Source organism: Ruegeria sp. YTSA168 (assembly GCF_059610045.1).
Window position 1 is genome coordinate 168,438 of sequence record NZ_JBXWMW010000001.1, and the last position, 12,304, is coordinate 180,741.

Below are 12,304 nucleotides of genomic sequence, written 5' to 3' on the forward strand. Positions count from 1 at the left end.
GGCAAAGTCAGGGTTTCAAAATCAGAAACAATGACGCGAGTGTGACATTTTTTCATCCATCGCAAAAATGGTGAATTGGGGCTGATTTGACCTAAGGTCAGGTTTAGCCCCTGTTTTTCATCATCAATCAACTTTAGGTAATGCTCAAGTTGATACTTTCACCACAAGTCCCTCTTGTAAATTCGGCCTAACAAAGGTGTATTCACGGCCAAAGTGTGACGTCGTTCATATAAAGCACGTTTTGATTGGTGCATAAGATCGACGCAGTTGGTAATGAGTTTTGAGGAGTAGCGCTATGCGCATTAAACCCCGTTTGTTTTCCGTCGTTTTTGCATCCGCAACAGCATCTTTGCTGACAGTTGGACCTAGCTTTTCCGATGGCACCTGCTCGGTGCGTACCGCCAAACAATCCGTGTCAACCGAGACGCTTTGCGCCTGTAACGTCGTCGATGCACGGATGCTGCGCTACATTCAGCGCCGCGCAGATTTCGAAGATATTCTGTCCCGCACTCTTCAGGCCTGCCCGGCTTTTGCAGCAGTTCTGACCGACTTCCCGACGGCATCGATCACAAATCCTCAGCGCACGGGTGATGGCCCCGCTGATGAGAACGGTGGTGATTCTGGTTCCGGTGGCGGTTCCAGTTCGGGCGGCGGCTCAAGTTCGGGTGGCGGTTCCAGCTCGGGCGGCGGCTCAAGCTCGGGTGGCGGTTCCAGTTCGGGTGGCGGTTCCAGTTCGGGTGGCGGTTCCAGCTCCGGCGGCGGCTCAAGCTCGGGTGGCGGTTCCAGCTCGGGCGGCGGCTCAAGCTCGGGTGGCGGTTCCAGCTCGGGCGGCGGCTCAAGCTCGGGTGGCGGTTCCAGTTCGGGTGGCGGTTCCAGCTCCGGCGGCGGTTCCAGCTCGGGCGGCGGCTCGGGTGATGGCGGTGGCACCGGTGGTGGCTCGGGCGATGGTGGCGGCTCGGGCGACGGTGGCGGCTCAGGCGACGGTGGCGGCTCAGGCGACGGTGGCGGCTCAGGCGACGGTGGCGGCTCAGGCGACGGTGGCGGCTCGGGCGACGGTGGCGGCTCGGGTGGCGGCAATGGCGATGTCGGTGCGACCGGCACAACCAACGACCCTTCCCCAAACGCCAACGTCTAAGGCAGATACAAAAAACCAGCAGCGTTAGCGGCTGCTGGTGTTCGTTACTACCAACATCTGAACGCGTTTAGCTGCTTCCGTAGACACCAACCCAACGACGCGGTTGTTTGGGGTCCTGCATGCGAAGGAAGAGATATCGTGTCGACGCCCAAGGCTTAATGCGGTTTGTCAGGTTATCCAAAACCAGATCACCGCTGTCAGAACGATATACCAACACCGCATGAGAGTTACGGCGTGTATCCAACACCGTTGCGATCAGAAGCTTTCTGGGGTCAATCCCCGCGGCGATCAGATCGCGTTTTTTCAGAAGGGCGAAATCTTCGCAATCACCACCCCGCGACGTAGGAAGCGCCCAACGTTCACGGGTCTTATATTGTGATTGATCGGTTACCTCGCGAATCGTCGCGTTGACATGGCGGTTCACACGCTGGACGATCTGCATTTCCTGCTGGCTGGTCAACGTGCCGGACCGCTTGGTGGCACATGCCCAATCATACTGACGGCACAATTGCCGCGCACCGGATGGCGGAGGAGAGGCTGAAACGATTGTGATAAACGCACCCTCAGAGGCATTTGCCGCAGGCGTCGCCCCGAGAGAGCCAAGCAGAATCGCAGCAGCACAAAGAAAATGCCCCGAGGCCGAAGTGGCGCGCCCCAAGACAGGCATGAGTTTCGTGCCGATCGATTTCATTCCTGATCCCCAATCCGTGTTCAACCATGCGATTGCCGTCAAACCGGACTCTGCCCTGTTTTCAGAAAATATCCGTAAACATGGCCCGTGATGCAATCATGGATGAATGTGGCGGCGAAAAAGGGCGGAATTTCGTCACTTACTATGACAAAGTTGGGCAAGAATTGGGGTCAGATTGCCACAATTATAACGGGAATATTGAACCTCAACCTTAGGTGATCAGGTTAAGGCTCTGTAATTAAACACATTTACTTAGAATATGATGCGCGGCGCGGAAGGTCTCAATCTCATCCTTCGCGCCTTGGCTGTTTTTCGCTTATAGCTATGGGCTTGCGCGACGCTGATCACAGCAAGTGATTCTCACTCGGTGATCTCGACAACAACCAGTTCACGCTCACTTGCTCCACGCGCGTGATTCAAAGCCGCCTGATAGTCGTCTGAGTTATAACACTCAACCGCCGCTTCGACCGATGGAAAGCGCGCAACGACATTGCGGGGGCGTTCTTTTCCTTCCAGCTGAACATAGCGCGCCGCACGTGCGATGAACTCACCGCCATGTTTTGCAATCGCGGGCCCTGCCAATTCGGCATATTTCCCATAGGCGTCCGCGTCGGTCACAGTCACATGTGCAATCCAAAGTGCAGCCATCTTATCCTCCCAATACCTGCTCGGCGGCCTTGATTGCGGCGTCAGAGTTCGTGGTGTCCTTACCACCGCCCTGCGCCATGTCCGGGCGCCCGCCACCGCCCTTACCTCCCAATTCGACAACGGCCGCTTTGACCAGGTCTACCGCGGAGACTTTGCCGGTCAGATCAGCGGTAATACCGGCAGCCACCGCCGCCTTACCGCCGGTATCCGCAATCAGCAGAACCGCACCCGAGCCAAGACGCGCTTTGTGCTCGTCAATCAAAGTTGGCAAGTCCTTGCCCGACACTCCGCGGAGAACCTGCGCCAGAAAGCTGACCCCGTTCACATCACGGGCCTCGGCCCCACTTCCCTGACCCGCGCCACCAGCCATCGCCAGATCGCGGCGCAACTGCGCAACTTCGTTTTGCAAGGCTTTCCGCTCATCCAGCAAGGATTTCACGCGCGCGACGACATCATCCGACTGCGCCTTTAACTCCAGCGCAACTTGTGAAAGCCGCTGATCCTGCCCGGACAGATAGCGGAACGCCTCATCCCCGGTCAGCGCCTCGATGCGGCGGACACCGGCACTGCTGGCGCTGTCGCCCAGCACCACAAAGGTTCCGATATCGCCGGTTTGGCGCACATGGGTGCCACCGCAAAGTTCAATCGACCACGTCTCACCATCCTGGCCCTTGCCAGTTGGCGCTTTGCCCATCGACACAACGCGCACTTCGTCGCCGTATTTCTCGCCAAACAGGGCCTGAGCACCCAATCCACGCGCGTCATCCGGCGTCATGATCCGGGTCTCAACGGTTGAGTTCTGGCGGATGAAGTCGTTCACCTCGCGCTCAACCTTTTGAATTTCCTCAGACGTCAACGCCTTTGAGTGGCTGAAATCGAACCGCAAGCGATCCGCGGCATTCAAGGACCCACGCTGCGCCACATGATCACCCAGCGTTTCGCGTAAGGCTTCATGCAGCAGGTGTGTCGCCGAGTGGTTGGCCCTGATCGAGGACCGGCGCGCGTGATCCACCTCAAGCTCGACCGCATCGCCCTTGGACAGCACGCCGCGCTCTACGGTCACCTTGTGCGCATAGACTTTACCATCCGCGAACTTCTTAGTGTCTTCCACGCGCGAGACATCTTCGCGTTCTTCCAAACGTCTAATCTCACCCATATCTCCAACCTGACCGCCGGCCTCACCGTAGAACGGAGTCTGGTTCACTACGACCCAGCCGGTACCACCCTGGTCGATTTTGTCGACCAAAGCACCATCAACGATCAACGCCGCGATCTGCCCTTCAGCCTTTTCGGTGTCATAGCCCAAGAAATCGGTTGCGCCAGCGGTATCGAGCACATCGAACCACACCGCCTGATCCGCCGCCTCACCCGAGCCGGCCCAGGCTGCACGGGCCTTAGCCTTTTGTTCGGCCATGGCTGCATCGAAGCCACCAGTATCCACGGTCCTGCCCTTCTCGCGCAGCGCGTCCTGCGTCAGGTCCAGTGGGAAACCGTAAGTGTCATACAGCTTGAAAGCGGCATCGCCCGGCAAGGCCGCGCCTTCGGGCAGGCCCGCCACTTCGTCATCCAGCAGTTTCAGACCACGGTCCAGTGTTTGCTTGAAACGGGTTTCTTCCAGTAACAGGGTTTCTTCGATCAGCGGCTGCGCCTGTCCCAACTCGGAGTATTGCGCGCCCATCAACTGCACCAATGATGGCACCAGACGGTGCATAACCGGATCTTTCGCACCCAGCAGATGCGCGTGCCGCATGGCCCGGCGCATGATGCGGCGCAGCACATAACCACGACCGTCATTGGAGGGCATGACCCCATCCGCGATCAGGAATGAGGTCGAGCGCAGGTGATCCGCGATCACCCGATGATGCACGTTCTGATCGCCATACGGATCAACACCCGTTGCATCTGCCGAGGCTTCGATCAGGGTTTTGAACAGGTCAGTGTCGTAGTTGTCGTGGCTGCCTTGCAGCAACGCGCCGATCCGTTCCAAACCCATGCCCGTATCGATCGACTGCATGTCGAGCTCGACCATCGAGCCATCCTCGAACTGTTCGTTCTGCATGAAAACGATGTTCCAGATTTCAATAAAACGATCACCGTCTTCCTCTGGCGATCCCGGAGGGCCGCCCCAGATGTGATCGCCGTGATCATAGAAAATCTCGGTGCACGGACCACAGGGGCCGGTTGGGCCCATTTGCCAGAAATTATCACTGGTAGCGATGCGGATGATCCGGTCTTCGGGCACACCGACCTTTTTCCAGATCTCAAACGCCTCATCATCCGTGTGATAAACCGTTGTCAGCAAACGGTTCTTGTCAATGCCGAATTCCTTGGTGATCAGTTCCCATGCAAAGGGGATAGCCTCAGGTTTGAAGTAGTCTCCAAACGAGAAGTTCCCCAGCATCTCGAAAAACGTATGGTGGCGTGCTGTGTAACCCACGTTGTCCAGATCGTTATGCTTGCCCCCGGCGCGAACGCATTTCTGTGCCGTGGTGGCGCGCTGGTAGTCACGGGTTTCAACGCCGGTGAACAGGTTCTTGAACTGCACCATGCCCGAATTCACGAACATCAGCGTCGGGTCGTTACGCGGCACCAGAGGGCTGGATGCCACCACTTCGTGCCCTTGCTTGGCGAAATAGTTCAGAAAGGTCGATCGGATATCGTTCAGCGTGGGCATTTGGGCTCTCTCGGCGCGCAATCAGAAGGGTCTGCGCAGGTTTACCGCCGCACCTAAGGAGTGTCCACAGCATAGGCTGCCCGAAAACGAAACAAGGCGGCCCCGTTTGACCGCCCTGTCCTGTCTGTTCTCAGCCCATCAAGGTGCCGGAGGGTATCACCTGTTGCCTCTCACGCGGTTTTTCAAGCTTCGAGGATATCATCATCCTCGGCCGCGCCCGGTGGCATGTCGAAATCCAGACCATGGGCTGCGCGAATCTTGTCTTCGATCTGCAGCGCGATCTGGCTGTGATCTCGCAGATATTGCTTGGCGTTTTCACGCCCCTGCCCGATGCGCTCATCCCCATAGCTGAACCAGGACCCTGATTTTTCAACCACACCAGCCTTCACACCCAGATCGAGCAGTTCGCCCATCTTGCTGATGCCTTCGCCATACATGATGTCGAATTCCACCTGCTTGAATGGCGGTGCCACCTTGTTTTTCACTACCTTGACGCGGGTCTGGTTGCCCACCACCTCGTCACGATCCTTAATCGCGCCAATGCGGCGAATATCCAGACGGACCGAGCTGTAGAACTTCAACGCATTACCACCGGTCGTGGTTTCCGGGCTGCCGAACATAACGCCGATCTTCATCCGGATCTGGTTGATGAAGATGACCATGCAGTTTGAGCGGCTGATCGAGCCGGTCAGTTTGCGCATCGCCTGGCTCATCAGACGGGCCTGCACACCGACACTGCTGTCGCCCATGTCACCTTCCAATTCGGATTTCGGCGTCAGCGCCGCCACCGAGTCGACCACGACCATGTTCACCGCGCCCGACCGCACCAGCGTATCGGTAATCTCAAGCGCTTGTTCTCCGGTATCAGGCTGCGAGATCAGCAGCTCATCCAGATCAACACCCAGCTTGCGGGCATATTGCGGGTCCAGCGCATGTTCTGCATCTACGAACGCACAAACACCGCCGCGTTTTTGCTGTTCAGCAATGCAATGCAGCGTCAGCGTGGTTTTACCGGAACTTTCAGGCCCGTAAATCTCGACAATTCGGCCCATTGGCAGACCGCCAATCCCCAGCGCAATATCCAGCCCCAGCGAACCGGTCGAGCTTGCTTCGATATCCTGCGTGGCACCTTCGCCCAGCTTCATGATCGAACCTTTGCCGAACTGCCGTTCGATCTGGGCCAGCGCGCTATCGAGCGCCTTTTGCTTGTCTGCGTTTTTCTTGTCGCTCATTGTCAGAAGATCCGCCATTGTCCTGTCGCCTTCCCTTTTGTCACACCCTTTGCCGGGCGGCAATCGCTGCTTTGTTCGCCTCTTGTTCCTTATGGGACCAAAAAGAGAACATTTCAACTAAAACTTACGGAACTTACTCTTCGGCAATTGTGTTAAAGAGTGGTTTACGACAATCTGCACAGGTAAGCGTTGGTGGCATGGGATCGATAAATGCTTGTTTTCTATAAAGAACGCCTTGCGTTTTTATCTGTTCCAAAGACCGGCAGTACGGCCTATCACACAGCACTTGGCCCGCGTGCGGATCTGGTGATCACGGGCCCACCCGAACTGAAACACGCCCCAGTACGGCGGTTTGATCGCTTTTTCCAAAATATGTACCGAAAGATGTATGACACCGAGATGGAGATCATGGCAGTTGTACGCGAACCCATCGACTGGTTAGGGAGCTGGTATCGCTTTCGCGGCCGCGATGACCGTATCGGACATCCACATTCAACCCATGATCTGAGCTTCGATGAGTTTGTACGCGCCTATATGCAAAACCCACGCCCGGAATTTGCGGATGTGGGCAGCCAGAACCAATTCTTTCGCACCCGCAACAATGGCGTCGGTGCGAGGCATGTATTTAAATATGAAAACCAGGACAGGATCCTGGATTTCCTGCAGAACCGGCTGCAGATGGATATCACCCTGCACCGCGAAAACGTTTCGCCTACCCGGGATACATCGCTGACATCTGAAACCGAGAACATGTTCCGAAAAATACATGCCGAAGAATTTGCGACCCATGACGCAGCGCTTTAGGCGCGTCAGTTAAGCTTTTCGAACACCGCTTCGGTCAGTTGGTTCAACGAGAACGGCTTGGGTAGGAAGGTCGAATTGGCGATCTGCGGCCCGGAATCGCCAAACGCGCCTTCGGTATAACCGGACACAAAGACGACCCGGGCATCGGGCCGGATTTCCAGCGCCTTGCTGACCCAGGTCGGGCCATCCATGCCCGGCATCACCACATCGGTTACAAAAACATCCACGACCAAATCAGGGTCGTCTAATATGCTCAGGGCATCCTCGCCAGATTCCGCCTCGAGCACGGTGTAGCCTTTTAGGCGCAACGCGCGGGTTGCAAAAGCGCGCACCGGGGCCTCGTCTTCGACCAGCAGCACCACACCTTCGCCCTGACGTGTGGTTTGTGGAGCCTGTTGAGCTTCCGCGGTCACTTCAGGTGCGGCGGCGGTTTTGCAGACCGGGAGCAATAGCGTGAAATTCGTCCCGCGCCCGACCACGCTGTCGACAAAGATGAAGCCGCCGGTCTGCTTTACGATGCCATAGACGGTCGACAGGCCCAGCCCGGTCCCCTCGCCGGTGCGTTTGGTCGTGTAAAACGGCTCGAACACTTTCTGCAGCTTGTCGGCGGGTATTCCGATGCCGCCATCCTTGACCTTGACGGTGACATATTCGCCCGGCTCAACCGTGGCCCTGTCCCGAACCAGCGGGCTTGTCAGGGTAAGTATCTCAGTCTCGATCCGGATCTCTCCGCCTTCGGGCATCGCATCGCGGGCATTGACCACCAGATTCATCAGCACTTGTTCAAGCTGGCGCTTATCGGCGCGAACAGGTTTGAGCACAGGGTCATGGCTGAGCGTCAGATGCACCTTTTCCCCGACCAGACGGTTCAATAGGTGGATCAGATCCGAGATCGTATCCCGCAAATCCAGCACCTCGGGGCGCAAGGTCTGTTTGCGGGAAAAGGCCAGAAGCTGGCTGACCAATGCCGCCGCCCGGTTGGCGTTCTGATTAATCTGCACCAGATCGGCATAGTCAGGATCATTCTGATCATGACGTAACAACAACAGGTCGCAATGGCCTGAGATGGCGGTCAGCAGGTTGTTGAAATCATGCGCAACACCGCCTGCCAACTGGCCAACGGCCTGCATCTTTTGCCCCTGTACAAACTGCGCCTCAAGCGTTTTTAACTCGGTCGCGTCGTTCAGAACCGCGATCAAGCACACCTGCCCGTCTTTTACGACACGGCTGAGTGTAACCTGCACAAAGACCTCTTTGTCATCACGGCTGAGCCGCAGAAATTCGGACCGATGTGCCTCTTCTTCCGCCGCCGTTCGCTGCAACCAGTCCAACACGGGATGGTTCAGCCCTTGCATGATCGTGCTGATGTTGCTGTTGGTCAGTTCCCCACCGCCCAGCAACTTCAACGCCAGCCGATTGGCCTGCAGAATGGTGCCATCAGGAGAGAGATATAAAAGCGGCACAGGAAGATCGTTGAAATGCGTCCTAATCCCCTGTGTAGGAGAGACCGCGAGCGGAACCAGCGCCAGATTGCGCCCGGTGCTCGAGCTGGACAACTCAGTCACCACCGCGGTTTGTTCACCGGTTTTAGTACAAAGCCGCCTGACATCACTCTGCTCGTCACCACCTTGGGACAACACCTGATCCATCGTTTTCGGAAGAAAGCCCAAGAAACTCTCGGCCGCGCGGTTCAGGCCCAATACATCGCCGTGTCGCCCTTCGGTCAGAACCGGCAACGCCAGACTGTCCCAGGGCCCGTTTTCCTCAAACCGAAAACGCCAACACAACAGCCCATGACAAAGCCGGAAGACCGATACCGGGACTGTCGTATCGAGTGTCACCACATCCTCATGCGCCCGTCCTTGCGATTGCGCCCGCGATTGCAGACGCAACAGGATCGCCGCCGGGTTGGCGAAGACGGGGCGCAGACAGTGAGTCAGGGCCTCGCCTGGCGTCGCGCGAAACCGTCTGTAAGCCGCCGCATTCGCAACCAGGATATCGCCTTCTGCATTGGCAATCAGACAGGGAAAAGTATCCTGCTGTGCAAAGGCTGCCATCACAGCGGTCGATCTGCTCACAGACCGGTTGTTCAGCGCTGATCGAAACACCGCAATCAATGTAACCACCGCCAGCGATCCGCCAGAAACCCAAAGCCCCATTGCCCAATCCGGGGATATAAAATCGGTGCTGGGCGCTAAGATCAATGCAAGCGCTAGCAGGGCCAGAGTGGCGACACGTTGTGTGGAAAGGGCGGTATCTGGGCGTGGTCGATAGGAAAAATCTGCAGTATCAGACATCAATGGCTCGGTCAAAGGGACGTTGGGGTATCTCGAACTTAAATTGGTTAAAACCCGCTTAACAAATTCGGTCGGGCGAACCTCTACCTAAAGTTGCTAGAACCGGACCTACTACCGCGTCAAGTGTGCCGTAAAGAAACCATCCACACCGTGTGTTACCCGCCACGATCTGCGCAAAATTTGCTGCCAGTTGAGGTTGGACCGCAAGAAGGCCTCGACAATGTCACCATTCTCACAGTCAAGCATCGAACAAGTGGCATAGGCCAGAACACCATCGCGCTGCACAAACCGCTGAATATCGGTCAGAATTTGGGCCTGAATACCCGTCAATTCGTGCAAGCGTTCCCTGGTCAGGGCCCATTTGCCCGCCGGAGCGCGCCGCCATGACCCGCTGCCAGAGCACGGGGCATCGGCAAGTACGATGTCAAATGGCCCATGCCTTGCCAGATCTTCAGAACTGAGCAAGGTGATGTCAGCCCCCGCCCGCTCTGCCCGTTTGGGCAAATCCCGCATACGGCCCGCATTCACGTCATGGGCGAACACGGCGACATCCTTATGCGCGGCCAGGGCCAGCGCTTTGCCGCCGCCACCTGCGCAATAATCCAGAACACGCATCCCCGACTGCACATCCAGCGCTGCAACAACGGCCTGGCTTGCAGCATCCTGCAATTCGACCAACCCATCGGTATAGGCACGGCTTTGCGCGATCTTGCGCACACCGTCTGTGACCTCGAGCGCTGTTTCACAAATTGGATGCGGGATTGCGGTGATGCCATCCGCCGCCAAGGCTTCGGTCGCCAACGCAAGATCGGCTTTCAGAAGGTTCACGCGCAGATGAACCGGCGCGCGGCTCTGCAAAGCCTCTGCTGCGGCTTCCGCGTCCGCCCCCAACGAGGCAGAAAACTGCGGCCATAGCCATTCAGGAACATCCAACCGTTCGGCATCAGAGGCAAACGCGCGGGCGGTTTCGGAGGCACTCAGAAGTGACGGAGTATACCTGTCGCCCGTAAAGACGGCCTGAAGATCACCACCCCGCGCCCGAACCGCACCAATCATCAGACCGCGCCCGGTACACGCGCCACCAAGCGCGGCAAAAGATCGCCTACACCGCAGCGTATCGAACACGTGATCCCGAACCGCCGCACGATCCTTGGATCCGGCAAACCGACTGCGGCGCGCCCAGCCGGTTAGGGCTTTTTCAACGGGTGCTCCGCCCAGTATCTCATCCAGGATCTCGATCGAGGCCTGAACGCGCGCCGCAGGTGTCATATCTGGTTCTGCTGCCTTACATCACCCGATAGTTCGGGCTTTCGCGGGTGATCTGAACGTCATGTACATGACTTTCTTTCAGACCTGCCCCGGTGATTTTCACAAAGTTGCAGTTCCTGCGCATCTCTTCGACCGTTGCGCAGCCGGTATAGCCCATGGCCGCACGCAGACCGCCAACCAACTGGTGCACCACTGCCCCAGCTGATCCTTTGTACGGCACCTGCCCTTCGATCCCTTCGGGCACCAGCTTGTCATTTGCTGCATCCTTCTGGAAATAGCGATCAGCCGAGCCACGCGCCATCGCGCCCAGGCTGCCCATGCCGCGATAGGATTTGAAGGACCGGCCCTGGTACAAGATCACCTCGCCCGGGCTTTCATCGGTGCCAGCGATCATCGAACCGACCATGGCGCAGGAGGCCCCTGCCGCAATGGCCTTGGCAAAATCGCCCGAAAACTTGATACCGCCATCGGCGATCACCGGAACGTCGCCAGCTGCTGCCGCGCAATCCATGATCGCGGTTAGCTGAGGCACACCAACGCCTGCCACCATCCGCGTGGTACAGATCGAGCCCGGCCCGATGCCCACCTTGATCGCATCTGCACCTACGTCGATCAGCGCTTTGGTCGCCTCGGAGGTGGCCACATTCCCCGCAATGATCTGCACTTCATTCGACAGCGTCTTGGCCCGTTTCACCGCATCCAGAACGCCCTGCGAATGGCCATGCGCGGTATCAACCACGATGATGTCGACACCAGAATCGACCAGTTGTTCCGACCGTTCAAACCCGGCATCCCCAACTGAAGTTGCAGCAGCAACCCGAAGACGCCCCAAACGATCTTTGCATGCGGTGGGGTTTAGAACAGCCTGCTCACTGTCTTTCAGCGTCAACAGGCCGGTCAGCTTGCCTTCAGCATCAACGACCAGCAGTTTTTCGATCCGGCGCGCGCGCATCAGGCTTTTGGCTTCTTCGCGATCTGCAGGCTCTTTCAGCATCGCCAGATTGTCCGATGTCATCATTGCCTTGATTGGCGTATCGTCCGAAGTCGCGAAACGCATATCCCGATTGGTGACGATGCCAACAACGCGGCCATCTTCTTCCACCACGGGAAAACCAGTGAAGTTATACCGCTCGACCAGAGCCTTGGCATCCGCCAGCGTCTGATCCGCCCGCAACGTCACAGGGTTGTAAACAATCCCGGATTCGAACCGTTTGACCCGACGGATCTCGCGGGCCTGTTCCTCGACCGAGAGGTTCTTATGCACCACACCAATGCCGCCAGCCTGCGCCATGGCAATGGCCATGCGCGCCTCGGTCACGGTGTCCATTGCCGAACTCAGCAGCGGGATGTTCATGGTAATCTCACGCGTTACACGTGTGGTCGTATCTGCCGTGGCCGGCAGCACAGAAGATGCGCCCGGAACAAGAAGAACGTCGTCGAAGGTAAGTGCCTCACGAATCTGCATCTGATCACCCCATGCAAAAGCCCGTTTGGCGGTGACCCTATTGCATGGATCAACCCCAAGGAAAAGCCCCTGAACCCAAGTTGTTGCCA

General features: G+C 57.5%; 9 protein-coding genes. 2 read left to right on the forward strand and 7 right to left on the reverse strand.

From position 1 onward, the window contains the following. Positions 1–295 precede the first annotated feature (295 nt). Entirely contained in the window at positions 296–1,135 is an 840-nt protein-coding gene (locus AC2FFE_RS00880; protein ID WP_496845603.1) for a hypothetical protein, read from the forward strand. Positions 1,136–1,202: 67 nt separating this feature from the next. On the opposite strand, the gene AC2FFE_RS00885 is transcribed toward AC2FFE_RS00880, so the two are convergent. The 4 genes from AC2FFE_RS00885 to recA all read right to left on the reverse strand — a co-directional run bounded on the left by AC2FFE_RS00885 (position 1,203) and on the right by recA (position 6,398). Next, positions 1,203–1,826, reverse strand: a complete 624-nt coding sequence (locus AC2FFE_RS00885) for a transglutaminase-like cysteine peptidase (RefSeq protein ID WP_496818470.1) — start codon at positions 1,824–1,826, stop codon at positions 1,203–1,205. A gap of 360 nt (positions 1,827–2,186) precedes the next feature. Further along, entirely contained in the window at positions 2,187–2,474 is a 288-nt protein-coding gene (locus AC2FFE_RS00890; RefSeq protein WP_170533034.1) for a DUF1330 domain-containing protein, read from the reverse strand. Between the two features lies 1 nt (position 2,475). Next, the gene (gene alaS, locus AC2FFE_RS00895; RefSeq protein WP_496818472.1) at positions 2,476–5,148 is read right to left on the reverse strand and encodes an alanine--tRNA ligase; all 2,673 of its coding nucleotides are present in this window, start codon (positions 5,146–5,148) and stop codon (positions 2,476–2,478) included. Positions 5,149–5,330: 182 nt separating this feature from the next. Further along, positions 5,331–6,398 carry a recombinase RecA gene (recA, locus tag AC2FFE_RS00900; protein ID WP_496818473.1) on the reverse strand — a complete coding sequence of 356 codons (1,068 nt, stop codon included), beginning with the start codon at positions 6,396–6,398 and terminating at the stop codon, positions 5,331–5,333. A 192-nt stretch (positions 6,399–6,590) separates the two neighbouring features. Between recA and AC2FFE_RS00905 the strand changes: the two genes are divergently transcribed. Then, entirely contained in the window at positions 6,591–7,184 is a 594-nt protein-coding gene (locus tag AC2FFE_RS00905; protein WP_496818474.1) for a gamma-glutamyl kinase, read from the forward strand. 5 nt (positions 7,185–7,189) lie between these two features. Here the strand turns inward: AC2FFE_RS00905 and AC2FFE_RS00910 are convergent, their stop codons facing one another. From AC2FFE_RS00910 to guaB, 3 genes are all read right to left on the reverse strand, one after another. Further along, positions 7,190–9,481 carry an ATP-binding response regulator gene (locus AC2FFE_RS00910; RefSeq protein ID WP_496845604.1) on the reverse strand — a complete coding sequence of 764 codons (2,292 nt, stop codon included), beginning with the start codon at positions 9,479–9,481 and terminating at the stop codon, positions 7,190–7,192. 111 nt (positions 9,482–9,592) lie between these two features. Further along, positions 9,593–10,750, reverse strand: a complete 1,158-nt coding sequence (locus AC2FFE_RS00915; protein ID WP_496845605.1) for an RsmB/NOP family class I SAM-dependent RNA methyltransferase — start codon at positions 10,748–10,750, stop codon at positions 9,593–9,595. 16 nt (positions 10,751–10,766) lie between these two features. Continuing rightward, positions 10,767–12,215 (reverse strand): IMP dehydrogenase, encoded by a 1,449-nt coding sequence (guaB, locus tag AC2FFE_RS00920; protein WP_496845606.1) that lies wholly within the window; start codon positions 12,213–12,215, stop codon positions 10,767–10,769. Between the last annotated feature and the right edge of the window lie 89 nt (positions 12,216–12,304).

Coding starts and splice junctions, on each gene's coding strand:
- alaS (WP_496818472.1), bottom strand. CDS start 5,148: ATGCCCACGCTGAACGATATCCGATCGACCTTTCTGAACTATTTCGCC.
- AC2FFE_RS00880 (WP_496845603.1), top strand. CDS start 296: ATGCGCATTAAACCCCGTTTGTTTTCCGTCGTTTTTGCATCCGCAACA.
- AC2FFE_RS00910 (WP_496845604.1), bottom strand. CDS start 9,481: ATGTCTGATACTGCAGATTTTTCCTATCGACCACGCCCAGATACCGCC.
- AC2FFE_RS00885 (WP_496818470.1), bottom strand. CDS start 1,826: ATGAAATCGATCGGCACGAAACTCATGCCTGTCTTGGGGCGCGCCACT.
- AC2FFE_RS00915 (WP_496845605.1), bottom strand. CDS start 10,750: ATGACACCTGCGGCGCGCGTTCAGGCCTCGATCGAGATCCTGGATGAG.
- recA (WP_496818473.1), bottom strand. CDS start 6,398: ATGGCGGATCTTCTGACAATGAGCGACAAGAAAAACGCAGACAAGCAA.
- AC2FFE_RS00905 (WP_496818474.1), top strand. CDS start 6,591: ATGCTTGTTTTCTATAAAGAACGCCTTGCGTTTTTATCTGTTCCAAAG.
- AC2FFE_RS00890 (WP_170533034.1), bottom strand. CDS start 2,474: ATGGCTGCACTTTGGATTGCACATGTGACTGTGACCGACGCGGACGCC.
- guaB (WP_496845606.1), bottom strand. CDS start 12,215: ATGCAGATTCGTGAGGCACTTACCTTCGACGACGTTCTTCTTGTTCCG.